27 protein-coding genes and 1 tRNA gene are annotated in these 24,931 nt (G+C 65.4%); 11 read left to right on the plus strand and 17 right to left on the minus strand.

Going from position 1 to position 24,931, the window contains the following annotated elements; all coding sequences use genetic code 11:
• Window positions 1-48: 48 nt before the first annotated feature.
• The 12 genes from Q376_RS0115540 to Q376_RS0115590 form a co-directional block, all read right to left on the minus strand.
• On the minus strand, window positions 49-822 hold the full coding sequence (locus Q376_RS0115540) for a hypothetical protein (RefSeq protein WP_027351086.1): 774 nt from the start codon (window positions 820-822) through the stop codon (window positions 49-51).
• Between the two features lie 439 nt (window positions 823-1,261).
• Window positions 1,262-3,163, minus strand: coding sequence for a DUF927 domain-containing protein (locus tag Q376_RS22985; protein WP_081803596.1), 1,902 nt, complete (start codon window positions 3,161-3,163; stop codon window positions 1,262-1,264).
• Window positions 3,160-4,215 carry a toprim domain-containing protein gene (locus Q376_RS22990; protein ID WP_052365390.1) on the minus strand — a complete coding sequence of 352 codons (1,056 nt, stop codon included), beginning with the start codon at window positions 4,213-4,215 and terminating at the stop codon, window positions 3,160-3,162. Before Q376_RS22990 ends, Q376_RS22985 begins: the two co-directional genes overlap by 4 nt.
• A complete protein-coding gene (locus Q376_RS0115555; protein ID WP_027351087.1) occupies window positions 4,208-4,717 on the minus strand; it encodes a DUF222 domain-containing protein in 510 nt (169 codons plus the stop codon). The genes Q376_RS22990 and Q376_RS0115555 overlap by 8 nt, the downstream gene beginning before the upstream one ends.
• Window positions 4,710-4,982, minus strand: a complete 273-nt coding sequence (locus tag Q376_RS0115560; protein WP_027351088.1) for a hypothetical protein — start codon at window positions 4,980-4,982, stop codon at window positions 4,710-4,712. The genes Q376_RS0115555 and Q376_RS0115560 overlap by 8 nt, the downstream gene beginning before the upstream one ends.
• Window positions 4,975-5,226: a hypothetical protein gene (locus Q376_RS0115565; RefSeq protein ID WP_027351089.1), complete on the minus strand. Its 252-nt coding sequence runs from the start codon at window positions 5,224-5,226 to the stop codon at window positions 4,975-4,977. The genes Q376_RS0115560 and Q376_RS0115565 overlap by 8 nt, the downstream gene beginning before the upstream one ends.
• Entirely contained in the window at window positions 5,219-5,461 is a 243-nt protein-coding gene (locus Q376_RS0115570) for a hypothetical protein (RefSeq protein WP_027351090.1), read from the minus strand. Before Q376_RS0115570 ends, Q376_RS0115565 begins: the two co-directional genes overlap by 8 nt.
• A gap of 518 nt (window positions 5,462-5,979) precedes the next feature.
• Window positions 5,980-6,207 (minus strand): hypothetical protein, encoded by a 228-nt coding sequence (locus Q376_RS0115575; protein WP_027351091.1) that lies wholly within the window; start codon window positions 6,205-6,207, stop codon window positions 5,980-5,982.
• Window positions 6,204-6,491, minus strand: a complete 288-nt coding sequence (locus Q376_RS22995) for a helix-turn-helix transcriptional regulator (RefSeq protein WP_052365392.1) — start codon at window positions 6,489-6,491, stop codon at window positions 6,204-6,206. Before Q376_RS22995 ends, Q376_RS0115575 begins: the two co-directional genes overlap by 4 nt.
• Window positions 6,492-6,710: 219 nt before the next feature.
• Window positions 6,711-7,268, minus strand: a complete 558-nt coding sequence (locus Q376_RS24945) for a hypothetical protein (protein ID WP_155834378.1) — start codon at window positions 7,266-7,268, stop codon at window positions 6,711-6,713.
• Window positions 7,269-7,344: 76 nt separating this feature from the next.
• On the minus strand, window positions 7,345-8,538 hold the full coding sequence (locus tag Q376_RS23000) for a tyrosine-type recombinase/integrase (RefSeq protein ID WP_043448272.1): 1,194 nt from the start codon (window positions 8,536-8,538) through the stop codon (window positions 7,345-7,347).
• Between the two features lie 168 nt (window positions 8,539-8,706).
• A tRNA-Arg gene (locus Q376_RS0115590) sits at window positions 8,707-8,783 on the minus strand.
• Between the two features lie 132 nt (window positions 8,784-8,915).
• Here Q376_RS0115590 and Q376_RS0115595 point away from each other — a divergent pair.
• From Q376_RS0115595 to Q376_RS24485, 3 genes are all read left to right on the plus strand, one after another.
• On the plus strand, window positions 8,916-9,677 hold the full coding sequence (locus tag Q376_RS0115595; RefSeq protein WP_043448275.1) for a methyltransferase domain-containing protein: 762 nt from the start codon (window positions 8,916-8,918) through the stop codon (window positions 9,675-9,677).
• A gap of 41 nt (window positions 9,678-9,718) precedes the next feature.
• Window positions 9,719-10,729: a methyltransferase gene (locus Q376_RS0115600; RefSeq protein ID WP_027351093.1), complete on the plus strand. Its 1,011-nt coding sequence runs from the start codon at window positions 9,719-9,721 to the stop codon at window positions 10,727-10,729.
• 197 nt (window positions 10,730-10,926) lie between these two features.
• On the plus strand, window positions 10,927-11,262 hold the full coding sequence (locus Q376_RS24485; protein WP_081803597.1) for a hypothetical protein: 336 nt from the start codon (window positions 10,927-10,929) through the stop codon (window positions 11,260-11,262).
• Window positions 11,263-11,287: 25 nt separating this feature from the next.
• Here Q376_RS24485 and Q376_RS0115610 read toward each other — a convergent pair whose 3' ends face one another.
• Complete coding sequence (locus tag Q376_RS0115610) at window positions 11,288-11,917, minus strand: DUF4136 domain-containing protein (protein ID WP_081803598.1); 630 nt, start codon at window positions 11,915-11,917, stop codon at window positions 11,288-11,290.
• Between the two features lie 67 nt (window positions 11,918-11,984).
• The gene (gene greB, locus Q376_RS0115615; RefSeq protein WP_081803599.1) at window positions 11,985-12,512 is read right to left on the minus strand and encodes a transcription elongation factor GreB; all 528 of its coding nucleotides are present in this window, start codon (window positions 12,510-12,512) and stop codon (window positions 11,985-11,987) included.
• A gap of 269 nt (window positions 12,513-12,781) precedes the next feature.
• Here greB and Q376_RS0115620 point away from each other — a divergent pair, with 269 nt between their 5' ends.
• The 5 genes from Q376_RS0115620 (at window position 12,782) to cysN (ending at window position 17,243) form a co-directional block, all read left to right on the plus strand.
• Complete coding sequence (locus tag Q376_RS0115620; protein WP_052365393.1) at window positions 12,782-13,438, plus strand: NUDIX domain-containing protein; 657 nt, start codon at window positions 12,782-12,784, stop codon at window positions 13,436-13,438.
• Window positions 13,435-13,896: a DUF1249 domain-containing protein gene (locus tag Q376_RS0115625; protein WP_027351097.1), complete on the plus strand. Its 462-nt coding sequence runs from the start codon at window positions 13,435-13,437 to the stop codon at window positions 13,894-13,896. Before Q376_RS0115620 ends, Q376_RS0115625 begins: the two co-directional genes overlap by 4 nt.
• Window positions 13,897-13,926: 30 nt before the next feature.
• Entirely contained in the window at window positions 13,927-14,661 is a 735-nt protein-coding gene (locus tag Q376_RS23010) for a metallophosphoesterase family protein (RefSeq protein ID WP_052365395.1), read from the plus strand.
• Between the two features lie 145 nt (window positions 14,662-14,806).
• Window positions 14,807-15,751 carry a sulfate adenylyltransferase subunit CysD gene (cysD, locus tag Q376_RS0115635; RefSeq protein ID WP_027351098.1) on the plus strand — a complete coding sequence of 315 codons (945 nt, stop codon included), beginning with the start codon at window positions 14,807-14,809 and terminating at the stop codon, window positions 15,749-15,751.
• A gap of 55 nt (window positions 15,752-15,806) precedes the next feature.
• Window positions 15,807-17,243: a sulfate adenylyltransferase subunit CysN gene (gene cysN / locus Q376_RS0115640; protein WP_027351099.1), complete on the plus strand. Its 1,437-nt coding sequence runs from the start codon at window positions 15,807-15,809 to the stop codon at window positions 17,241-17,243.
• A gap of 119 nt (window positions 17,244-17,362) precedes the next feature.
• On the opposite strand, the gene Q376_RS0115645 is transcribed toward cysN, so the two are convergent.
• The 3 genes from Q376_RS0115645 to cmoA form a co-directional block, all read right to left on the minus strand.
• Window positions 17,363-18,337: a ChuX/HutX family heme-like substrate-binding protein gene (locus Q376_RS0115645; RefSeq protein ID WP_027351100.1), complete on the minus strand. Its 975-nt coding sequence runs from the start codon at window positions 18,335-18,337 to the stop codon at window positions 17,363-17,365.
• Window positions 18,338-18,521: 184 nt separating this feature from the next.
• The gene (gene cmoB / locus Q376_RS0115650; RefSeq protein WP_027351101.1) at window positions 18,522-19,517 is read right to left on the minus strand and encodes a tRNA 5-methoxyuridine(34)/uridine 5-oxyacetic acid(34) synthase CmoB; all 996 of its coding nucleotides are present in this window, start codon (window positions 19,515-19,517) and stop codon (window positions 18,522-18,524) included.
• 17 nt (window positions 19,518-19,534) lie between these two features.
• Window positions 19,535-20,284, minus strand: a complete 750-nt coding sequence (gene cmoA / locus Q376_RS0115655; RefSeq protein WP_027351102.1) for a carboxy-S-adenosyl-L-methionine synthase CmoA — start codon at window positions 20,282-20,284, stop codon at window positions 19,535-19,537.
• Between the two features lie 247 nt (window positions 20,285-20,531).
• On the opposite strand from cmoA, the gene pgi reads away from it, so the two are divergent.
• The 3 genes from pgi (at window position 20,532) to parE (ending at window position 24,916) form a co-directional block, all read left to right on the plus strand.
• Complete coding sequence (pgi, locus tag Q376_RS0115660) at window positions 20,532-22,169, plus strand: glucose-6-phosphate isomerase (RefSeq protein WP_027351103.1); 1,638 nt, start codon at window positions 20,532-20,534, stop codon at window positions 22,167-22,169.
• 211 nt (window positions 22,170-22,380) lie between these two features.
• Window positions 22,381-22,968, plus strand: coding sequence for a YqiA/YcfP family alpha/beta fold hydrolase (locus Q376_RS0115665; protein ID WP_027351104.1), 588 nt, complete (start codon window positions 22,381-22,383; stop codon window positions 22,966-22,968).
• 67 nt (window positions 22,969-23,035) lie between these two features.
• On the plus strand, window positions 23,036-24,916 hold the full coding sequence (parE, locus tag Q376_RS0115670; protein ID WP_027351105.1) for a DNA topoisomerase IV subunit B: 1,881 nt from the start codon (window positions 23,036-23,038) through the stop codon (window positions 24,914-24,916).
• Window positions 24,917-24,931 lie beyond the last annotated feature (15 nt).

A 24,931-nucleotide genomic window follows, 5' to 3' on the forward strand; every position in this document is an offset into this window, starting at 1 on the left:
AAAAGGCCGCGCGGTGCGCGGCCAAGGCTGGGTGAGCGTCGTTGGCGGTCAGCTGCGCTGGCGCTGTCTGGCTTGCTCTCGCTCCACGCGTCTGCGGTGGCGATACGCAGGAGAATGCACCTTCTGGGCGTCGCCTTCGCGCCTATCACGCTGGATCAGGCGCATCGACTCGGGCAATGGATCCTGCTTAGGCTCGCCTTGCCGATGTCGTTCGACCAGCGCTTCGAGCCACTCACGGTAGCGGTGCGTCGTGACCTGCCGCTCCTCGACCTGACCGGCAAGGGTGGGCGCGGAGATACCGAAGCTGCGCCCGACGACGGGGTCTTGCGCGACCTGCTCCTCGATCAGCGCGCGGTGCGAGGCGATCGCCGCGAGTAGTGCCTGCCCCGCCTCGGTGCCGAACACCTGCTCGGCCAGGGTATCCACGCGGTAGCGGCGCCATCCCTCCCTGGCGGCCCGGTAGTGGCCCAGGTAGGCGGTGCGACGATCGGCATTGTCGAAGCGTACCTCCTCGAGGTCGGCCTCGAGCGTGTCGGCGAGTTGCTCGTACTCCCCGGCTAGCTCCGCATGCTCGGCCGCCTTGGCCTTGAGCTGGCGAATCGGCTTGGTCAGTTCACCGTCGGCGTCACGGAAGCGGTCACGCCATTGCCGGGTCGCCTCCTCGGCTTCGAAGCGGGCGGCGTTCGCCGCCTGGCGGTGTTTGTCGACCCGGTCGGCCATGGCCAGGGTCTTGGTGCGGCTCTCCTGATAGCCGGCCTTGGCCTGGTCGTGGGCGTCGAGTTGGTTGACGAGCAATTGGGGCAGTGTGGCGCGGTCGTTCATGGTCGTTCCTTGGGGTGGTGTCGGTGTCGTGGTCCTGGTCTTTTTCGCCGGCCAGGAAGGCGGATCCGGTCGCGTTTCGGGGGTGTCGGTGGAGTGTGTCCTCCCTATAAAACGTTCCTCTCTGTATAAAATCGGCTGCAACACGTGCAACGAGGCAACAACCCATCAACCATGCGGGTTACAGCGCGATTTCGATGTGCAACGGCCCCGTGCAGCAGTGCAACGGACCTCCGTTTTCGGAATAAGAGAAAGAAATGGTCTTAATAAAAAGCTATATGTGTTGCCCCGTTGCCTCCTTCTTTTTTAGCGGTGCAACGCTTGCGCCCAGCAGTGGCGGGGGCGTTGCACCGTTGCCCGTGTTGCCCCGGCTTTTTCTGCCGGGAAACCAATGCCCTCACCTTCGTTGTCTCTTGGGTCGTCGCTTCGAGGTGATGTTTTGCTAGCAGGCTAAGCTTTTTCTTCCGTGCTCGGCATCGCGATCGACCTCCCTTTCCTGGCCAGCGAATACCTCGAGGCGGGTAGGATCGATGACGTAGAGGCGGGTCTGTCCGCCGTTCTTGAGCCGGTAGTTCTTTTGCCATTTGCCGGCATCGCGTTTGGCAAGCGCCTCGGCGGCGACGAGCGCCTTGACGATGCGATCGAGCCCGAACCCCGGCGCGGCCTCGGCAAGTCCGGCACGGTTGAACAGGTACAGCCGTTGATCGTCCTGGAGCTCCCAATAGCCGGCGCGCTGGTTGACCACCACGAAGCTATCGATGCAGGAGAAGCGGCTATCGCCGTGGCGGTCGATGAAGTCGGCGATGCTGGCGAGAATCTGGCGATCCTCGGCGTTGCCGTCGCCCACCCGGGCCAGCCACTCGGCAAACAGTTGGCGGCAGGCATTGAGCGCATCACCCTCCTGCCAGGGCAGCAGTGCCTGGTCGATGGCCAGTTCTCCCGCCAGCGCGATCAAAGCGAAGCGATCGGCGACCCGGCCAGCCTGGGCGTTACGGACGTCGAAACCGTTGCGGATCTCGGCGAAGCGGGCACACAGTCGGTCGAGGTCGTCATGCTCGAGCAGCCGCTCGACGAACACCGGGCCGGCATGGCCATAGCTGCCATGGGTGGCCACGGTCAGGGTGCGGTGGAATTCCTCGCCGCTCAGGCCGTGGAGGTCATCGAAGGCGCGATGGCGACGGGAGCCGGCGTTGACGTCGACCATGCGCAGCTCGGCGCCGGCGTGGGCCGGGTTGCCGGAGATGGCGGCATGCTCACTCAGCGAGCGTTCACCGCTGGAGAGCGCCAGCAGTCGCCAATAGAGCTTGGGCCGCCCCTCGCGCTCGCGGGTCATCGTGCCCTTGCCGGTGCCGTTGGCGATCGCATAGGCCATCTCCTGCACCCGCTTGGGATCCGCCCGCTTGATCTCATCGAGGATCAGAATGGTGTCGTTCCGGCTGGTGGCCTCGATCTCGACCCCGCCCTTGGAGATGTCCCAAGAGGCGGCAAACACGCCGGGATCGCCCCAGACCGAGGCGGCGACTAGCTGGGCGAGTGATTTTCCGCTCGAGGAGTCGCCAACCAGGTGCACGCCGCCGCCGTGGACGCCGACCTTGTAGAGCAAGGGGCCAGCGAGCGCGCAGCACAGCGACAGGATCAGCACCGGGTTGCCGAGGCAGGGCCTGGCCACCTCGGCTTGCCAGGCGGCCAGCGTGCCGGCCTGGGTGAACAGGCGCACCCCGCGCCCGCTCTCCTGGTAGCGCACCTCGGCCTCGCCGATGATCCTACCCGGCAGCACGAAGGCGCCGGAGGCGGCGTGCCAGCCCGGTTTGGTGGTAGTGGCCAGCACCTGGTCAAGCCGGTGGTGGCTGGCGATATAGGCCGGGATCAGCTTGCGCTGGTAGTACTCGACCACCAGGCCCTGGCGCATCAGCGCGCGCAGCAGCTCCTCGCCCTTGCCGGCGAGCGACTCCATCGCCATCACCCATTCGACAGTGCGGCCGCGATAGTCGAAGCGCAGTAGCCGGCCGACGCTGCCATCCTCACTGTCGACGGTCTCGGCGACCACGAACAGCGGCGCGCAGATCCAGTGATCGACCGGGATCCCTCGGTCATCGCCGGGGCTCTGCTTGAGCCCGTGGTACCAGGTGCCGGCGACGTAGTGCTTGCCCTCGACCGTGGTCGGCTCGGTGTAGACCGCGAAGCATGGACGCGGCGGCATCAAGCGCTCGACGGGCGCCTGGTCCTCGCGGACACCTTCCGCGATAAGGGTCAGTTGATCTTCCTTACGCCGAGGTGCCGTCTCCCCGGACGTCGGGAACCGCTCGGCCTGGTCAGGTACTGCTTCATGGGAACGACGACTCATGGGCGGCCCTCCTCGCCGAAGGCGTCATTCATCGCCGCCTGGCTGGACGGGCCAGGAAGCCGCCCGAGCCGCCAGCGATAGAGGTCGTTGAAGTCGGTCAGCCCGTCCGGGCTCCCTACTGGCCAGCGAGGAAACACCACCCGCGCCCCGTGCGCCTCGGCGGCGACGATCGCCGCCTGACGTCCGGGATTGCCTTCGGTCTGGCGGTCATCGTCGCCGGTGACGATCAGCCGGGCGGCCGCGCCATAGCGTTCGCGCAGGCGGGCCACCACCGCCGCGAGGTTGCCGGCATGCATCGCACAGGCGACCGCCCGCCCGGTGACATGATGCAGCGTCGCGCCGGTGGCCCAGCCCTCACAAATGAACAGCGGCGCCCCCTGGGTGACGCGGCCAAGGGTGGCATACGCGCCGGCGACCCGGCCGCCGCGCAGGAAGCGCTTGCGGCCGTCGATGCCGATGCATTGCAGGTTCACCAAGCGCCCATCGCCGTAGAGCGGCACCAACAGGGTGCCGTCGCCACCCTGGCGCAGCTTGAACGGCGGCAGCGCCTTGGCCACCAAATAGGGATGCGAGGGACTGGCCGGCTGCGCCGCGTCCCACAGCCAGCGCGCACGGCGCTCGGCATCGCGATGGCGGCGGCGCTGTTCGGCCTGGGCCTGCCGCTCGCGCTGCGCACGCTCGGCGATCGCCTCGGTGGATGCAGGCGCCGCCTCGCTATCGCTTGGGGACGATGAGGAAGTAAAAGCACCGAGCCCCAGGGCACGATCGATCGCCATCGCCGCATCGACCTGGCGGCAGCCGTGCAGGTAGGCATATAGCGACACCAGGTCGCTGCCGTGGGCGGCATGTGAGGCGAAGTCGTTCCACTTGCCGCTGACCAGCGAAACGCCGAAGGAGCCGGCCGCACGGTCGCCGCGGGCCGGGTTGCGAGCGACCCACTCGCTACCCTGGCGCTTACCCTCGGGCAGCCAGGTGGCGACCAACCGCTCGGCGGCCGGGAGCGCCCGCTGGGCCACGGCGCGGATCTTGGCGAAAGTGGCGTGCTCATTCATCGCTCGGCCCTCCCTGGGTGGGGGTCGCGTCATGGGCAGCGCCAAATGACACGCGCTTGACGATCCGCGCGACGTAGCAGAGATGATGGCGGGCACGCAGCGTGGTCGCCTTGAGCTCGCCGCCATCGGCGAGCGCTGCACACATGCCCAGCAGCAAATGGAGGTTCTCGGTCAGCTCGGAGCCCAGGGCCAGCGCCTGGCGATGGCTCGCCTCGGCCCGCTGTGCCGCTTGTCTCGGTTGGAGCTCGGCGGGATCGGCGATCGCGATCGCGAACTGCTCCTCGAGCGCGGTGAGGGCTCGCTCGAAGCGTTTGGCCTCGTGCTCGGTCAGCCAGCCGGCGGCGAAGGCGAACTGGATCTGGCCATGGGTCATCCAGATGTTCGCCGCCCGCGCCGAGCGCGGTGCGCGGCGTACCGCCTCGAGCCGGCGTTCGAGTAGCTCGGTGACGCGGGGGCGTTGGAGGTCGGTGGGAATCGCGCTCAGGGTGGGACGCTCAGCCATGGTGCACCTCCGCCCGCTTGGCCTGGCGATAGGCGGTGAACAGCAGCGCCTCGGCGTGCTCGAGCAGCAGCTGGATAGCGGCGGCGACCTGGGTCACGTCGCGGCCGTCGCTGGTCTCGTCGAGCTTCACCAGGGTGAAGGTGTCGGCCAGCCCGCGGGCGGCGTTGAGGTAGCGCTCGCCGTCGGCGAACAGCGCTGCGTGGCTGACGGCCGGATTGATGATCAGCGCCGGAGCGGCATGTTGAGGAATCGCAAGATCAGCCATGGCTCACCTCCTGACCGCGACGGTGATAGGCGTGACCGAGCAGCAGCGCGGCGTCAGCGACCAGCAGCTGGGCGGCCACGGTGATGGCGTGGAGGTCAGCTTGGCCGGCGCCGTCGAGGTCGTGGCGGTTGGCACAGGCCAGGAGCTCGAGCACGGCGCAGAGCCGGCGGTCGCCTTCCTCGAACAGCGTGCGATCGGAGGCGTGGGTATCGTCCAAGTGCGGCGGGAGCAGAGAGTTAGCCATGCGCCACCTCCGACGGCTGGAGCTGGTCGAGGATGGTGGTCAAAGCCTGGTGTTCTGGGGTGGGGAGTGCGCCGAGGGCTTGGGCCATCGCCAGCATGCCGAGCAGCTGCTCGCGCTGTGCGGGACGGCGATTGACGCGATAGACGATCAGCCGGGCACCGAGCTGGGCGACGGCGATCTGTTGTAGCGAGGGAGATTCGGGACGTGCGGGCGCACGACTGGCGTGAATGGCCATGGGGTAAGACTCCTTTCAGTTCCTTGGAGTCGCCCTCAATCGTTCTCACACAATTGGGGGCGACCGTACGCGGGGTGAGAAACCGGTCTGAAAGGACACCGGCCGGACCGAAGCCCGCCCACGCACGGCCGCCATAACACATTGCAAGCGTAAAAAAAGCGCCAGCAATGATAGGGGCGCTACTGCGCCTTTCAGAACTCGGGTTCTCACGCCCGGTCACGGAATTTGCCGTGACCGGCGCATCATAGCCAGCCCGGCGAAGGCGAGGCAAGCCCGGAGAGGAAAACCCTAGCCGTTGCGTCACCCTTGAACCGGGGTGATAAAGGCCGCTAGGCCGCTCGCCATAGGGTATGGGCGTGATATCTTGATCGTGATCGATCGAGGTGAGGATCCCGGCAGCGTTGGCGCGCTGACCGGGGTTTTTGCGTTGTTTGGGCACGACAAGGCTCCTGCCGCCCGATGGCGGGCATCGGGCAGTGATCGAATCGAGAGGTGTTGAGGGGGCCGGCGAGCGCGGCCTAGTAGTCGACTTGCTCCGAGTCGAGCGCGTCGTTGGCGGCATCGCGTTGCGCGAAGCCGTGGCGGTCGTCCTGCATCACTACCGAGACGAGACCGCTTGCGCCATAGCGCTGGATCCGCGCACCGGGCCGCTGGGTAGCACTGGCCAGCGCGGCCTGGATGGTGTCGATGTCGTCCTCGGTGAAGCTGAGCGTTTGTCCAGCGACGGTCATGGTGAAGCGTTTCATGCGCGGGCCTCCTGGCGGATCTCGAACGGAGCGTTCAGGGTCTGGTTGCGGGCGGCGACCCGCTCGGCGATCCAGCGATCGATCTCGGCTTCGAGCCAGGCGACGCTGTTCTCACCGATCGGCACCGGCGCCGGAAAGGTGCCCTTGTGGATGCCGTCGTAGATCGCCGAGCGGCTCTTGCCGGTCTTGAGCTCGACCTCGCGGCGGCGCAGCAGGCGGTTGCCAAGCTTGAGCGCATCGACGGGGGCGAAAGGTCGGTCGTGGTCGGGGTGTGGCGTGGTCATCTCTTGTCCCTGTAAGTCGGTCGTCGATTCCGAGCCTGGCGATACCCACGTTCCAACGGGGTAGGCCGGCTCGGGACAGGGACAGCTTGCCGGGGACGAGCAGGGGCCGCGAGCGATCGGCGTTGTAAAAATGGGTTTTACAACGCTGTTGTCTAATGGGGGAGGAGGTTGGCCTCTGGGAGATATTCGAATGGAAGAGAATTTATGTGGCACTGGGGCCTATTTTTTTTTCAACTCGTTCGGATCTGATAAGTACATTTTTATTATGTCTCCGTGTTGTAAGCCAAAATTACTATTTCCGAGATCACTTCGAATGGCCTTGTAAACATTGTCTACAGCTATCAAAATGTCTTCAGGATTATTGGGCCCCGAATTATGCGATTTAAATTTTAACCATGCTTTTATTACTTTTGGTGAAGACCAAAGTACGATGCCATCATTTAACTTGTCGAATTGATCCTTGTAATTTTCAAAAATTTCTTCCGGTGTAGAAAGCTCGCTATTCATTCGCTGCTGATCTCTTAACTCTCTTACTACATCAAAAAATATTTGATAAACTTCTATCTTATTCTCTCTGTGGCTTTCTGATATTTCCCTTTTTTTGCTCTGCCATTGAGAAAATATGATTCCGCATAAACCTATGAATGCTGCAATAATAGTTGCTAAGGCGGTTTTTTCCATATTGTGCAACATGGATATGAATGAATAGATGGAATAGAGTGCGGTAATGATAATAATTATTGGTATTATGAGTAAAGGTATTGTTTTGATTTTCATTTAGGCAATGTCCATTTAGGGGTGATCCATTTTGAGTCAGCTGAAAATCTTGTGGCTTGAAATGTATGTATCAGATTTAGAGAAATCTATCTAATGTATCCGCCCACTCCTGCATCATCTTCGGTCGTTGCTCGGGCGCCATATGTTCAGCATGGGTATAGACGCCTTCAATGCCGGGCAGCTTGTGCGATAGCTGAGTTTCGATCCATTCACGTGGATAGCCGCGCTCCTTGAGTCCGGTGGCGACTACATGGCGGGTGCCGTGGGGCACGTGGCGGCCGGCGTAACCGAGGCGCTTATAGGCCATGGACATGGTCATATCGGACATTGGTTTGCGAGTATCGTTACGGCCAGGAAAGAGAAGGGGATAGCTGCCGGTCATGTCGTGGAGCTCGTGCAGCAGCTTTACCGCCTGGCGGGGAAGGGGCACTTGGTGGGCACGGGCCATCTTCATTCGCTCGGCAGGGATCCTCCAGAGCTTGTTACCGAGATCGAACTCCTCCCACTTCGCTAATCGCAGCTCACCGGGGCGAACGGCGGTAAGAAACAGCAGACGTAATGCCCGGGTCACTAAAGGGTTGCCGTCGTAGTTAGCCAGCGCACGAATGAGTGCGGGAAGCTCTGCCTGACTGACGTGGGGGAAGTGGCGCTTGGTGGTAGCACGCTCGAGCGCGACGCCGAGATCGGCCAAGGGATTACCCGAGGCGCGGTCGGTGACGACGGCGAGGCGGTAGATATCGCGGCAGAAGGCATGCACGCGGCGTTTCTGCTCGTGTTTACCGGCAGCTTCGAGGCGCTTGATCACTTCCAGCCATTCCAATGGCTTGATCGAGTCGATTGGACGGTTGCCGACATGGGGAAAGACGTGCTGCTCGAGCGCGGCCCAGCTGAGCCTCGTTCGGTTGGAGGTCGGCTTCCAGCGCTTCGAAGCGTTGTCATGCCACTCCCTAGCCAAAGCCTTGAAGGTGTGCGACTCGTTGAACAGCTGGGTTCGCTTCTCTTCCTTGCGCTGTTCGGCAGGGTCGATGCCACGGCGCAGCAGCTTGCGCGCTTCGAAGACATACTCACGCGCATCGGACAGCGAGACTTCGGGAAAGCGGCCGAGCCCGAGCATGTTGCGCTTGCCGTTGGGGCGGTAGTAGCGCCATTGCCAAGCCTTGCGGCCGTTGGGGAACACGGTGAGCTGTAGGCCGTTGCCATCGGTGAGGGCGTATTGCTTTTCGGCCGGCTTGGCGCGGCGCACTTCCAGTACGGTCAGGGTCGTAGGCATACAAGAAAGATCTAACAGGGGGTGTATGCCTGCCAGTATGCCTATAAATGCATAGATCGGTCGAGATTGGACAGGAAGTGAGAGGAACTGAAATCGCCGAGATGAAGCGTAACTATTTGAATTTATTTGATTTATTTGGAATGCTCAGGAACGGTGCGGAAAGTCGGGTGGTGCCCCCAGCACGATTCGAACGTGCGACCTTCCCCTTAGGAGGGGGACGCTCTATCCAGCTGAGCTATGAGGGCGAGACGGTGATGGGCCGCTGCGGCGCACGATTATAGGGGTTCGATCGTGCGAGGAAAAGGCGCGGCTGGGCAAGCCGTGGGGTGGGGGGTAGAATCCGCGCCCTGACAAGGGCTGACCGATGGGGCTTGGCGATGCGCGAAGATCGGCATTTCGTCGGCGAGATGGCGGCGAAGTTCGAGCGTAGCCTCTATGGGGCGTCGCGGGGCCAGCTGCGTTTGGCGCTGCTGCAGGATACGGTGGCGCGTGAGTTGCCGCTGTCCGCTGAGCCGCTTTTGGATGCGGGCGGTGGGCTTGGGCAGATGGCCGAGTGGGCGGCGCGGCGCGGCCATGCGGTGACGCTGGTGGAGCCGGCGCAGGAGATGCTGTTGCGGGCGCGAGAGCGCTTGGCGGGTCTCGACGTGCGCTGCCTGCAGGGGGATTTGCAATCGCTCGAGCGGCTTGCGCCCGGGCCTTGGCCGCGTATCTTCTGCCATGCGGTGCTCGAGTGGCTGGCCGAGCCGCGCGCGGGGCTCGAGGCGCTGGCCGCGCAGCTGGCGCCGGGGGGCTGGATGTCGTTGATGGTGTTCAATCGCGATGCGCTGCGGTTCTCCAACGTGGTCAAGGGCAACCTCGAGCGGGTGCTGGAGGATCGTCTTGCCGGCGATGGTCGCCGCACTCGGCTGACGCCGATCTCGCCTTTGGGTCACGATGAAATAATCGATTGGCTCGATGCGTTGGGTCTCGAGGTCCACGGGGTCACCGGGATCCGGGTATTCCACGACTACCTGCGCAGCCGCTATCCGAGCGAGGAGGAGCTCGTCCTCCTGCGTCGGCTCGAGTTCGCCTACTGCCGCGCGGAGCCCTACTGGCGCCTCGGGCGCTACCTTCATTACAGCGTGCATCGCCCTGCCTGAATCCTGGGCGCGCGTTCCATTCCTATCGTTGCGGAGTTTCCATGAGTGCCATCGCCCCCGTCTGCCAACTGCTAGAGCGCCATGATCCTGCCCGCTATCGCGGCTGGTGGCGCGTCGCGCCGCCGCTCGAGACCAATCTGGTCCGAGCCGGTCGCGAGGCGTTCTGGAGCTCGAACGAGGCGGTGGGTGCTGCTTTCGCCGAGCGCGACCAGCAGGTTCACATCGGCATCGACGCGCCTGCGGAAAAGGGCGAAGGGGCGCTGCTGTTCTGGCCGAAGAGCCATGCGCTCGGTATCTGGTGGCTCGAGACCCTGTGCCGCTGGCTGGCGCCGGGGACGCCGATCGAGATCGTCGGCGAGCACCAGGGCGGGGTCAAGCGCGTGCCCAAGGTGCTCGAGGCGCACGCTATGCCGTGCGAGCGGATCGACAACGCGCGGCGCTGCTCGCTGTTCTCGAGCCGCACGGTGGCGCTGCCTGAGGGCAACGACGGATGGAGCGAGTTCGAGGCGCTGGGGCTGCGGCTCGCGAGCCACCCCGGGGTATTCGGCCACGGCAAGCTCGATGCCGGTACCGGGATGCTGCTCGAGCGGCTCGGCGAAGAGTACGCCAAGCGCGCGCCTGCGACGGCGCTGGACGTCGGCTGCGGCGATGGGGTGATCAGCGCTTGGCTGGCCCGCGCGGGCAGCCGGGTTTCGGCGCTCGATGTCGATCACTTCGCGGTCGAGGCTACCCGGCGCAGCCTGGCGCTCAATGGATTGCAAGGCGAGGTGACCGCCCACGACATGCTCCTGGGGGTGGAAGGGCGCTTCGATGCGATCGTCTCCAACCCGCCATTCCACCAGGCCCGTGATATCGACTACGGCCCCGCCCGCCGGTTGATCGAGATGGCGCCGTCTCACCTGAACCCCGGCGGTCGGCTCTACATCGTCGCCAACGTCTTCCTGCCTTATCGTGCGCCGCTGGAGGCCAGCTTCGAGCGGGTCGACACTTTGGTCGAGGATGGGCGCTTTCGGGTCTATCGCGCCGATCGCCCGCGGCCGAAGCGTCGCTGATCGTCTTCCCGCCTGTTCGTGGCTGTGCATCGCAGCTGGGGCAATGGCGCGGAATTGGCTGAACTCGTAGTCGATCAGGCGGTCACTTGTGGGAGGCTGGTCACTGCGCAGGCCAGGCCTGCGCGCCTTGGAGCGGCTGCGCCCATTCGCCGCGCTGCTCGACCGCTCGTCGATCACCGCCACGCTATGAGGTCAGGATGAGATCAGTAGGACTATCTGTAGGACGACGCACGCTACCCGCACTGCTTTTCACCGCCCTGCTCGCCGGCTGCGCGAGCGCGCCGGGTGGTGGGCAGGAGGGGGGGAGTACATCGAGTAGCGATGCCGGCGCACCGACGCTCGGTACCCCCGAGTGGCAGGCCTGGGTGGATCGCAAGATCGGCTCGGGTGATGGCCAGGGCCATGGGCCCGACGTGGGCTCCTCCGAATGGTGCTCGACGATCGACTTCCGGCTGTTCGGTGGCGCTTCCGGCCTGCCGCCGTGCTCGCCGCTCTGGAACCAGCGCGTCCATCACATGCTCACCGGCGAATGAGCCGGTGATGAGCGGGTATCCGCCGCTAGCGTGGCACCGGCGGATACTCGGTCAGCACCTGCGCCAGCAGCTCCGCGATCGCCTGAGCACGCTGGTCGGGGTTGTCGAGCTGGCCTAGCCCCTTCTCGGCGCGTCCGCGCCAGATCAGCCGGCCATCGCGGCCGTCGTACATGTCGATCTGCAGCAGGGTGGAGCTGTAGTAGCTCACCTGCGAGCGAAAGTAGGCCGGACCGCCCCAGGGTCCACCCCAGGGGCCATAGCGCCCGCGGGCGCCATAGGGGCCCCAGCCGCCGTAGTAGTAGTCGTAGAGCGTTTCGGTCTGCACCGGACGCTTGATCTCGGCCACCGAGGCCTGGATGCGCATGTCGGGCTGGGTTCCAGCGGCTGCCGGCAGCAGCCCCTTGGCCGGCAGCTGCTGTTGGAGCGCCTGGTCGATTCGCTGGCGGGTGAGGTCACTGCGCGTCAGCGGGTTGTCGGGGGTGAAGGTGACCGCCGGATCCATCCAGCTCCAGCTATGGTAGCTGGCGAAGTTACGGTTGGGGTCGAAGTCGCGCTGCGTCGTTACGCTGGCGCACGCACCGAGCACCAGCAGCATGGTGAACACGCTCGCGCCGCGCAGCGTGCGCTTGATGAGGGAGTGCATGACGGAATTCATGACGTGGCCCTCCTGGCCTATACGGCTGTATCTAGTGTAGACCCGGTGGCGGAGGCTACGTTCGATGTCAATGATAGTCGATCTCGATTATTACATAGCGGCGTAAGCCACCCGGCGTTTCGACCTCGATCTCGTCGTCCAGGCGCTTGCCGAGCAGGGCGCGAGCGAGCGGGGCGTCGATGCTGATCCAACCGCGCTTGCCGTCGGTCTCGTCGGGGCCGACGAGGCGCAGGCGCAGCTCCTCGCCGTGGTCGTCCTCGAGGCAGACGTAGGCGGCGAAGAACACCCGCTCGCGGTCGTCCGGTTTGCGTTCGACCACGGTGAGTTCGTCGAGCCGCTTGCCGAGGTAGCGGATCCTCGCGATGGTCTTGTTCAGCTCGCGTTTGTTGTACGTGTAGTCGGCGTTCTCGCTGCGATCGCCTTGGGCTGCGGCCTCGGCGACCTTGCGTGAGAGCTCGGGGCGGCGTTCGCTTCTCAAGTGCTCGTAGAGCCCTTGCATGCGCTCGAAGCCCGGGCGGGTGATCAGATTGCTCTTGGGTTCCTGGCGGGGATCCTTGGCCGGATCGCGCCAGCGGGTCATGTTGCGGCCTTTCATCCAGGCTCCTGGTCGATGCGGGACGCAAAGTCGCCGCGCTGATTCATGCTGATCGACGCCTCGCTTGAATTTGTCCGGCGAAACCATCATGTTGACAGCACACCCTGCACGTTCTCGATCGTCGCTCAGCCGGGACGATCCGCCGAAAGCCCCGCTAGTATCGCATTCGCCACACGGCCCGCAAGCGCGAGCGCTCGCACCGTGGGGATGACGTATAGCTGTATGGCCGGTTCACTAGCAGCGGTTCTCACATTGGCAGGGAGGAGAGCATGGATTCAGCAGACAGCCCCGAGCAGCGCGGCCAAGGCGAGGTCGAATTCGGCGCCGACGACGTCCGGTCCCAGCCAAGCGAGCTGCTCTACGAGGGATTCTTTCGCTTCGAGAAGCGTCGCTTCGTGCATCGTCGATTCGACGGCGGGTGGAGCGACGAGGTGGTTCGCGAGGTGCACGTTCGCTATGACGCGGTCGGTGTGCTGCTCTACGATCCCGCGCAGGACTGCGTGGTGATGGTGGAGCAGGTGCGCGCGGGAGTGGTCGGCCGCCCCGATGCGCCGACGCCGTGGCTGATCGAGCCGGTCGCCGGGCTGATCGACTCCGATGAGTGCCCCGAGCAGGTCGCTCGTCGCGAGACCATGGAGGAGGCCGGCTGCACCGTGGACGAGCTGATCCCGCTTTATGCCTACTACCCGAGCCCGGGTGCCTCCACCGAGCGGATCCAGCTCTACTGCGCGCTGATCGACAGTCGCGGCGTCGGCGGGGTGTACGGGCTTGCCGATGAGCAGGAAGACATCCGCGTTCACGTGATCGCGTTCCGCGACGCCTGGTTGCAGGTCGAGTCGGGAGGCATCGACAACGCCATGGCCTTGATCGCACTTCAGTGGCTGGCGCGGGAGCGCGCCACGCTTCGAGCTAGGAGCAATCGATGAACCAATCGACCAACAACAAGACCGCCTACGTCACCGATCTGAAGAGCCTGCAGGCGGAATGCACCAGCAACTTCCTGCGTCTGGTGCGCCTGCTCGGCGACTCGGATGCCGGCGAGCGAATCGATATCTCATTGGGGCGCGACGACCGTTCGTTCGGCTGCCTGCACCTCGAGATCGAGTCGCGCGCACCCTATACCACCGTGCTGCGCGTAAGCCAGAGCGGCGTACTCGAGGCGCTGATCGATTCGCCGCGGATGCGCGTGCATCTCTATCACGACGTACGCATGGCGGAAGTCACCGATTTCCAGCGCAAGCGCCATTTCCAGGGCCGCTATCGCTACCCCAACGCGCAGATGCACCAGCCCGATGAGAAGCTGCAGCTCAACCGCTTCCTCGGTGAGTGGCTCGACCACGCGATCGCCTATGGCCATACCGCCGACGTATCGCCATTGGGTTGAGCCGGGCGGCCCCGGCACCAGGAGCAATCGATGCGGCTGATCCAGCTCGGTGACATCCATCTGCGCGCCGATCCCGCGGCGCTGGTGCGCGGTGAGTCGCCGAACCGCCGCTTCGAGGCGGCGATCGCGGCGATCGGCCGCGAGCATTTCGATCATCTGCTGCTCGCCGGCGACGTCAGCGACGATGGCTCGGTAGCCAGCTATCGCCGGGTGATCGATGCCTGCGACGCTTTGGGGCGTTCGTGGAGCTGGATTCCCGGCAACCATGACGATCCGGCGACGATGGCGCGGCTGCGCCCGCTCGATGCGCCTGTGATGCTGGGCCGTTGGCGGTTGCTGCCGTTGGACAGCTGGGTGGCCGGAAGCGACGGCGGCGAGCTCGGGGCGGCCCAGCTCGCTCGCCTGGCCCAGTCGCTCGATCAGGCGTCCGGGCCGACGCTCGTCGCCCTCCACCATCCACCGATCGAACCGCCGGCGCGCTGGATGGGGGCGATCGAACTGTCTGATCGCGACGCCTTCTGGGCGACCCTCGATGCCGCCCGGCGTCCACCGCGCGGCGTGCTTGCCGGTCACATCCACATGGCGCTCGAGCAGCGTCGAGGAGACGTCCGGGTGCTGACCTCGCCGGGCTGCGTCGACCAGTTTCGTCGTGACGCGGACGAGTTCAGCGTCGATCGCGAGACGCTCCCGGGCTACTTGCGCCTGACCCTCGGCGATGATCAGTTCGACGTCGAGGTGGTGCGCTTCCCCTTCGACGCTCGCTGACGGCCCGGATCGATAGCGTTATAACTCGATCGCTCAAATACAGACATGCTGATTCTTTGACGTTATTAGCCGTGCCTATTAGGGTGGGGCGCATTTCCCCGTCCGTTCGTGGATGGCGGCTTTCCTCTTATTCGCGAGGTCCTGCATGACAGTCGATACGCATCCCACCGCTCAGGCGACCCCATCGCCCGAGCGGCTTACCCATCTCAAGCAGCTCGAAGCGGAATCGATCCACATCATCCGCGAGGTGGCGGCCGAGTTCCGCAACCCGGTGATGCTCTACTCGATCGGCAAGGACTCCTCGGTGATGCTGCACCTCGCACGCAAGGCGTTCTACCCGGGGCCGCCGCCGTTCCCGCTGATGCATGTCGATACCACCTGGAAGTTTCGCGAGATGATCGAGTTCCGCGACCGCATGGCCGCGGACTCGGGCATGGAGCTGATCGTCCACGTCAACGAAGAGGGGCGCGCGGCGGGGATCAACCCCTTCGACCACGGCAGCGCCAAGTACACCGACGTGATGAAGACCCAGTCGCTCAAGCAGGCGCTGAGCGAGCATAAGTTCGACGCGGCCTTCGGTGGCGCGCGGCGCGACGAAGAGGCCAGCCGGGCCAAGGAGCGCGTCTACTCGTTCCGCGATCGTCACCATCGCTGGGACCCGAAGAACCAGCGTCCCGAGCTCTGGAACCTCTACAACGGCAGGATCGACAAAGGCGAGTCGATTCGTGTCTTCCCGCTCTCCAACTGGACCGAGCTCGATATCTGGCAATACATCTATCTCGAGTCGATCCCGATCGTGCCGCTTTACTTCGCTGCGCCCCGGCCGGTGGTCGAGCGCGATGGCATGCTGATCAAGGTCGACGACGACCGCATGCCGCTGGAACCGGGCGAGGTACCGGAAGAGAAATGGGTGCGTTTTCGCACGCTGGGCTGCTATCCGCTCACCGGCGCGGTGGAGTCCCACGCCTCGACGCTGCCGGAGATCATCCAGGAGATGCTGTTGACCCGTACCTCTGAGCGTTCGGGGCGGGCGATCGACCACGACCAGGCGGGCTCGATGGAGCGCAAGAAACGTGAAGGCTATTTCTGAGGCGGCCGCGTCGCCGTCCCGCTCCCTTTGATTCGAGCTTTTTGAGGATTTCCACATGGCACACCAATCCGAGCTGATCGCCTCCGACATCGATCGCTACCTGCGCGAGCACGAGCGCAAGGACCTGCTGCGCTTCATCACCTGCGGCAGCGTCGACGACGGCAAGTCGACCCTGATCGGGCGGCTCTTGCACGACTCCAAGATGATCTTCGAAGATCAGCTCGCGGCGATCACCCGCGACTCCAAGAGCCGCGGCACCACCGGCGACAGGGTCGACCTGGCGCTGCTGGTCGACGGCCTGCAGTCCGAGCGCGAACAGGGCATCACCATCGACGTCGCCTATCGGTTCTTCTCCACCGACCGGCGCAAGTTCATCATCGCCGATACCCCCGGACACGAGCAGTACACCCGGAACATGGCCACCGGCGCCTCCACCGCGGCGCTCGCGGTGATCCTGATCGATGCGCGCTACGGGGTGCAGACCCAGACCCGCCGTCACAGCTTCATCTGCGACCTGCTCGGCATCCGCCGCCTGGTGATCGCGATCAACAAGATGGACCTGGTCGAGTTCAGCCAGTCGCGCTTCGAGGAGATCAAGCGTGACTATCTTGCCTTCGCCGAGAACCTCGATGGTCCCGAGCTGAGCTTCATCCCGATGTCGGCGCTCGAAGGCGACAACGTGGTTGGCCGCAGCGTCCATACCCCCTGGTACTACGAGGACCCCGAGGCCAAGCCGCTGCTCGAGCTGCTCGAGACGGTCGATATCGAGCGCGACAAGAACTTAGACGACCTGCGCTTTCCGGTGCAGTACGTCAACCGCCCCAACCTCGATTTTCGCGGCTATGCGGGAACGCTCGCCGCAGGCGTGCTGCGCCCCGGGCAGCAGGTTCGCGCGCTGCCCTCGCAGCGGGTATCGACGGTCGAGCGCGTGGTCACTTTCGATGGCGACCTCGACGCCGCCTATCCGGGCCAGGCGGTCACCGTGACCCTCGCCGACGAAATCGACGTCTCGCGCGGCGACTGGCTGGTGGGCATCGACGATCAGGTCGCCGAGAGCGATACCTTCGACGCCGACCTGGTCTGGATGAGCGAGCAGCCGCTGGTGCCAGGGCGTCAGTACGACTTCAAGCTCGCCACCCGCGAGGCCAGCGGCCAGATTGGCGAGATCCTCTACGGTATCGACGTCAACAGCCTCGATCACTACGCCACCGGGCAGCTGGCGCTCAACGACATCGCCAGGGTCCAGGTCGCGTTGACCCAGTCGGTGCCGCTCGATCGTTATCGGGTGAGCCCGGGGACCGGCAGCTTCATCGTCATCGACCGGTTGAGCAACGTGACCGTCGGTGCCGGCATGATTCGCGAGGCCCGCGAACCCGGCGAGGCATCGCGCGAGGTCGACTGGCAAGGCTTCGAACTCGAGCTCAATGCCCTGGTGCGGCGCTATTTCCCGCACTGGGAAGCCAAGGACCTGAGCGAACTGCTCAAGCACTGAGCCAGCGAGTGTAAGTCACTGGCCTGAATGAAAAAGAAGCCGGATCGCCATGGCGATCCGGCTTCTTTTCCTGCGGCAATGCGTTTTGCGATGCGCAGGGAGCGCACTCCTGGCCACTCCTAGCCGAACAGGCTCATCGCGCTGGGGGTGCTGACCGGCAGTCGGGAGGGGGCGGCGTCGGCGAGCTGGGCGATCATCCGCCCGCTGTGCCCGAAGGCCTCGAGCCGGCACTGGATGCCATCGGCGCTCGGCTGGCTGATCAGCCAGGTCTCGGCGATCGCGCTGCGCTCCAGGCTCAGGCAGGCGCCGCCGCCGAGCGCTTCGATGTGATCCGCACGCTCGCCGACGTGGCCGTACAGCGCCGCGTGGCTGTGCACGCCCCCTGCGTTGGCGACGCTCAGGCGCAACGCGCGACGCGCGCGGGCCGCGCGCTCGAGGGTGGAGACGAAGCAGCGCGGGGTCATTCGTTGGGCATAGCGGTTCTCCACCGCCCGGTAGGCATCGATGCGGCGCAGGTGGTGGCGACGCAGCAGCGCGGAGAACTCGGTCTCGTCGCGCATCGCCTTCCATTCGTCGACCAGTCGTGGCAACCGTTCGGGCGGCGCCGGGGCGACCTCCACCAGGTCGGTGAAGGCGGGCTCCCGTGCCCACTGCAGTCGGGCCAGCCGGTCCCAGCCTTCTCCGCGCGGCTGCTCCGGGGCGCTGCTGATCCGGTGCAGCATCCGCCCGTAGCGGTCGAAGACCTCGATCGCCGGTTCAGCGTCCTCGCTCAGGCAGGCCCAGTACCAGTGCGGCAGCAGCATGCGCAGGGAAAGCGCCGCGTTCTCGAGGCCCGCGATGCGCAGCCGTGGGCTTGTACTCTTCAGCCGCGCGTGGGGCGAGGTGGTGATGATCTCGAGCGCGCCGAGCGAGGGCAGGCGCATCACCAGGTCGCAGGGCGTGAGTGCGAGGCCGGTGACACCGTGGCCGAGGCGTGCCGCCTGGATCTGCCCCTGGCTGACGCCGAGCTGGCCGGCGAGCTTATGGATGCTGAAATCTGGCACCCGCGAACGGGCTTCGAAGAACGCCTCACGAATGAAGGGAGCTTGGCTCATGTCGACACCTCGCGAGCGGCTTGAGGCTCCGCGCCTTCGATACGATGGCGCGGAGCAAAAATGCGGTAGGAGTGAAAACGAGAATATTTGCTATTAACGCGACAGGCAATCATCACCGGCTTCTGTCGGTGAATGAATTTATATCAATATCTGTTTCGTGATTGTTCGTGGCTATGGATGGGGTTCATCGCCCGCGCTGAGCGATCAGCACTGCCCGGCGCGGTGCGGGGTGGCCCTCCACGGTCAGCCGGCGATCGTCGGGATCGAGGAAGTCGGCGAGCGATTGAAAGCGCATCCAGTCGGTGCTGCGCTGCTCTTCGAGCGAAGTGTCGCCCTCGTCGACCACGCGGACGTTCTCGAAGCCGCAGCGCTCGAGCCAGTGGGCCAGCGCCTGGGACGAGGGCAGGAAGTAGACGTTGGGCATGCTGGCATAGCGCTCGCCCGGCACCAGCACGCGCTCGGCATCGCCTTCGACCACCAGGGTCTCGAGCACCAGCTCGCCGCCCGGGCGCAGCGCCTCGCGCAGCTGGTGGAGATGATCGAGCGGGGAGCGGCGATGGTAGAGCACACCCATCGAGAACACCGTGTCGAAGGCCTCGAGACGCTCGGGCAGCGCCTCGATGCCGACCGGAAGGAAATGGGTGCGCCCGCCGTCGGCGTCGCCGACGAAATGGCGCACCGCCTGGAACTGGAAGAAAAATCGCGGCGAAGGGTCGATCACCAGCACGAAGGCCGCCCCGGCGCCGGCCATCCGCCAGCCGTGGTAGCCGCTGCCGCCGCCGACGTCGAGCACCCGGCGCCCGCGCAGCTCTTGCAGGTGTGGCGCGATACGCTGCCACTTCCAGTCGGAGCGCCATTCGGTATCGATCTCGATGCCGCCGAGCGAGAACGGCCCTTTGCGCCACGGCATCAGCTGGCGCAGCAGGTTCTCGCAGCGCGCGCGATCCGCGGCTGACAGCGCGAGATCGACCTCCACCCGGTCGGCGTCCAGCCTCACCCGGCGCTCGGCCGGCAGTACCGGCAGCTTCTCCACCGCGCGCTGCCAGCCGGGCAGGTCGCCGTGGCGCCTGCGGTCGAGTCCGGTGGCGAGCTGCTCGGGCAGGCGCGCCAGCCAGCGTTCGAGGCCCTGGTCGACGAACGCATGGAAGAGGTCGTGGTGGTGGGGGTCGTAGGTCGACAACGTGCGGCTTCCCGAGCTTAGCTGGCCTTGAGGGCGAGGATCGAGGCGAAGTTGAGATACTGGAACCAGGTGAAATGGCGGGCGAAGCCGGCTGCTTCCAAGCGCTGGTGGTGGAGCTCGAGGGTGTCGGTCAACATCACCTCTTCCAGGGCGCTGCGCTTCTGGCTGATCTCGAGCTGGGAGTAGCCATTGGCGCGCTTGAAGTCATGGTGCAGATCGAAGATCTCATGCTCGATCTCTTCGGGCTCGAAACGGACCTTCTCCGACAGCACCAGCACTCCGCCCGGCTCGAGCGCGTCGAAGAGCCGCTCTAGCAGCTCTGCGCGACGCTCTGGCGGCAGGAATTGAAGGGTGAAGTTGAGCACGATCATCCCCGCGCTTCGATACTCGAGCGCGAGAATGTCGCCCTCGATCAGCTCGACGTCGTCGAGCCTCGCCGCCGGGCAGTGCGCGGCGAGGTTGGCCCGGGCCCGCGCCACCATCGCCGGCGAGAGGTCCACCGCGGTGAGGGTGAACGGGCGCTCGGCGAGGCGTTCGCAGATCGCAAGGCTCGCCGCGCCGTGGGAGCAGCCGAGATCATAGATGTGGGCGCCGGGGCGCAGGTGGCGTTCGGCGAACAGCGCACACATCGCGGTGATCTGGGCATAGCCCGGCACCGAGCGGTTGATCATGTCGGGGAAGCAGTGGGCGACGCGCTCGTCGAAGGAGAAGCGCGAGATACGCTCCTGCGGCGTGGCGTAGATCTGATCCTGCTGGGCGTCTTTCATTGAGCTTGACCGAAACTTTCGTAAGATGACGAGCTAGCGGAACCATGGCCTCGTCGCTGAGCGCCATTCTACGCCGTCGATGCCGCTGGTTACACGGCGGCAGGCGACTTGTAGCGGCGCGACGAGCTATCCTGCCGCACACTGGCTTATGCTTACGGAAGATTCAAAGGTTCGCCGAACCCGAGCGGCCGCGCTCGCGCGGGCGCGGCGACCGCCCCACCGTCCACCCCGGGAGAGAGCACGCAAGATGTCGATCACACAGACCCCCGCATGGAAGGCCCTCGAATCGCACCTCGAGGGCGGTATGCGCGACGTCCACCTCAAGACCTTGTTCGCCGAGGGCGAGCGGTTCACCGACTTCTCTCGCCAAGCGGCCGGCATCACCCTCGATCTGTCCAAGCAGCGGATGCGTCGCGAGACCCTCGATAAGCTGCTCGCGCTGGCCGAGGAGGCTGGGGTCAAGGAAGCGATCCAGCAGCTCACCCGGGGTGATGCGATCAACCTCACCGAAGGCCGCCCGGCGCTGCATACCGCGCTGCGCCTGCCCGCCGACGCCGAGCTCGAGCTCGATGGCCGCAACGTGGTCGCCGATGTCCACGCTTCGCTGGCGAGAATGCGCACGCTGGTCGAGCGGCTTCACTCCGGGCAGTGGAAGGGCGCCACCGGCAAGGTGATCACCGACGTGGTAAACCTCGGCGTCGGCGGTTCCGATCTCGGTCCGCTGATGGTCTCGAGCGCGCTGCGTGGCTACCGGGTGGATGTCGACAACCCGGTCGCGGTCCATTTCGCCTCGACCATCGATGGCACCCAGCTCGCCGACGTACTGCCGAAGCTCGACCCCGAGACCACCATCTTCATCTACTCGTCGAAGTCGTTCGGCACCATCGATACCAAGGCCAACGCCGATACCGCGCTGGTCTGGCTGAACCGGGGCACCGGCGTGGAGGAGGCCGCGCTCAAGGCGCAGCACTTCATCGGCGTCTCGACCAAGCCCGAGAAAATGGCCGAGTGGGGCTTCGCCGAAGAGCACCGGGTGCTGTTCTGGGACTGGGTCGGCGGGCGCTACTCGCTATGGAGCGGGATCGGGCTCGGCATCGCGATCGAGGTCGGGATGGACAACTTCCAGCGCCTGCTCGCCGGTGCCCACCAGATGGACGAGCACTTCCGCCATGCTCCGCTGGCCGACAACCTGCCGGTGCTGTTCGCCCTCGCCGGGATCTGGAACGTCAATTTCCTCGATATCCGCTCGCTCGCGGTGCTGCCCTACGATGGCCGGCTCAAGTACCTGCCCGGCTACTTCCAGCAGCTCGAGATGGAGTCCAACGGCAAGTCGGTGACCAACGCCGGCGCCCCGGTCGATTATTCCACCTGCCCGGTGCTGTGGGGCGAGGTCGGGCCGAACGGCCAGCATGCCTTCTACCAGCTGCTCCACCAGGGTACCCAGGCGGTCGCCTGCGACTTCATCGCGCCGATCAACCGCTATGATGAGATCGAGAACGACGCCCTGCGTGAGAGCTTCAAGACCCAGCATCGCCTTGCGTTGGCCAACTGCTTCGCCCAGTCGCGGGTGCTGATGCTCGGCGATGAAGCGGTCAAGAGCGAGCAGACGCCGCCTCCCTACAAGCGCTACGCCGGCAACCAGCCCTCCTCGACGATCCTGCTCGAGTCGATCACCCCGGAGAGCGTCGGCGCCCTGGTCGCGCTCTACGAGCACAAGGTGTTCGTCCAGGGGGTGATCTGGGACATCGATTCGTTCGATCAGTGGGGCGTCGAGCTCGGCAAGAAGATCGCTACCGAGACCGAGGCGATCCTGCTCAGCGGCGAGGGGCTCGACCAGCTCGACGACTCCTCGCGCCATCTGGTCGAGCGGGTGCGGCGCGGCTAGTCCGACCGGCAGCGGCTCGCCTCCCCGGCGCGTTCGAGCGTCGGCGAGGCGAGCGTGAAAGAGAAATGCGGCTGTCTATGCATACAGGTTATGCGCTATGCTGGGTCGCCTCTCTGGCGTTGGTGTCTCGCTGAGCGTCGATCGCGCCGGCGCCAGAGCGGGCATTGCCTTACGTCGTCGCCTCGTGGAGCGGCGCGAGCGGAGAAAGCGAGTGTCCGTCGACAACGTCCTCTACCTGCACGGCTTCAATAGCCATCCCGACTCCCCCAAGGCTCGACAGACCTGTGACGCCTGTGCGCGGTTGGCGTCGCGGCCGCGTTTCGTCGCGCCGGTATTGCCCAACCGTCCGGCGGACGCGTTCGCGGTGGTGCTCGAGGCGTTCGATTCCCTCGAGGGGCCGACGCTGGTGATCGGCAGCTCGATGGGGGGCTTTCTCGCCACCTGCCTGGCCGAGCGCCGGCAGGTCGCGGTGCTCGGCCTGATCAATCCGGCGGTGCACCCGGTTCGCCTGGCGCGCGGCATGGTCGACGTCGAGCAGGTCAATCCGGTCACCGGTGCGCGCTCGCGGGTCGAGCCCTGCTACGTAGACCAGCTGCTCGAGCTCCAGCCGGGCAGGCCGCGCGAGCCCTCGCGTTTCACCGTGCTGCTCGGCGGCTGCGACGAGGTGCTCGATCACCGCGAGGCGCTGCGTTTCTACCGCGGCGCGCGGGTGCTGGTGGTACCAGGAGACAATCATGCGCTCGGCGCCTATCCGCGCCTGCTGCCCGGGCTGTTAGCCCGCGCCGGCCTGATCGGATAGGATTCCGGGCAACCCGTGACGCCGCAGGGCGTCGCCCCAGTTCATCATTCGCGATTATCCAGCCCTAATGAGTCAATACAGCGCCAGCTCCATCGAGGTCCTTTCCGGTCTCGACCCGGTGCGCAAACGCCCGGGGATGTACACCGACACCAGCCGTCCCAACCACCTGGTCCAGGAGGTGGTCGACAACAGCGTCGACGAGGCGCTGGCCGGCCACGCCCGCTCGATCGTCGTAAGGCTGCGCGAGGACGGCGGGATTGAGGTCGAGGACGACGGCCGGGGAATGCCGATCGACATCCACCCCGAGCACGGGGTCAGCGGGGTCGAGCTGATCCTCACCCGGCTGCATGCGGGGGGCAAGTTCTCCAATTCGAGCTATCGCTTCTCCGGCGGCCTGCACGGGGTCGGGGTGTCGGTGGTCAACGCACTGTCGACCCGGCTCGAGGTCGAAGTCAGCCGCGACGGCGCGCGCCACGCGATCGCCTTCGCCAACGGCGACAAGGCCGAGGAGCTGCATCAGATCGGCAGCGTCGCCAAGCGGGCCACTGGTACCCTGGTGAGGTTCTGGCCGGATGCCAGCTACTTCGACAGCGCCAAGGTCTCGGTCTCCCGGCTGCGCCACCTGCTGCGCGCCAAGGCGGTGCTCTGCCCCGGGCTCAAGATGACGCTGGTCGACACCGACGGTGCCGAGAGCGTATGGCAGTACGAGGACGGCCTGCGCGACTATCTGGTCCAGGCGCTCGATGGCTTCGAACTGCTGCCGAGCGAGCCCGTCCTCGGCCACGGCGAGGATGACGAGCACCACGTCGATTGGGCGGTGCAGTGGCTGCCCGAGGGCGGCGAGGCGCTGCAGGAGTCGTACGTCAACCTGATCCCCACCCCGCTTGGCGGCACCCACGTCAACGGCCTGCGCAGCGGGCTGGTCGAGGCGCTGAAGGAGTTCTGCGACTACCGCAGCCTGGTGCCCAAGGGCGTCAAGCTGACCGGCGACGACCTGTGGGAGCGGATATCCTTCGTGCTCTCGGTGAAGATGCATGACCCGCAGTTCGCCGGCCAGACCAAGGAGCGGCTCTCATCGCGGGCGGTCGCCGGGGTGGTGTCGGCATCGGTGAAGGACGCCTTCTCGCTGTGGCTCAACACCCACACCATGGAGGCCGAGCAGCTCGCCGAGCTCGCGATCAGCGCCGCCCAGCGCCGCCTGCGCGCGGCCAAGAAGGTGGTGCGCAAGAAGATCACCCAGGGCCCCGCGCTGCCCGGCAAGCTGGCCGACTGCTCGAGCCAGGACCCGGCGGCGAGCGAGCTCTTCCTGGTCGAGGGCGACTCTGCCGGCGGCAGCGCCAAGCAGGCGCGGGATCGCGAGACCCAGGCGATCCTGCCGCTGCGCGGCAAGATCCTCAATACCTGGGAAGTGGATTCCAACGAGGTGCTCAATTCCCAGGAGATCCACGACATCGCCGTCGCCCTCGGCCTCGACCCGGGCAGCAGCGATCTCTCCAAGCTGCGCTATCACAAGGTCTGCGTGCTTGCCGACGCCGACTCCGACGGTCTGCACATCGCCACGCTCCTGTGCGCGCTGTTCGTTCGCCACTTCCCGAGCCTCGTCGATGCCGGCCACGTGTTCATCGCGATGCCGCCGCTCTATCGCATCGACCTCGGCAAGGAGGTCCACTATGCGTTGGACGAGAGCGAGAAGGCGCAGATCCTCAAGCAGCTCGCCGGCAAGCGCGGCACTCCGAACGTGCAGCGTTTCAAGGGGCTGGGCGAGATGAATCCGATCCAGCTGCGCGAGACCACCATGGCGGCGGACACCCGGCGCCTGGTGCAGCTCACCCGCGACGCAGGCGACGGCACCCTCGATCTGCTCGACATGCTGCTGGCGAAGAAGCGTGCCGGCGACCGGCGCAACTGGCTCGAGCGCTACGGCGATCTCGCCGAGGTGGAGGCATGAGGTTGATCAAGTCCA

This window comes from Halotalea alkalilenta DSM 17697, assembly GCF_000621205.1.
In the GTDB taxonomy this organism is placed as follows: Bacteria; Pseudomonadota; Gammaproteobacteria; order Pseudomonadales; family Halomonadaceae; genus Halotalea; species Halotalea alkalilenta.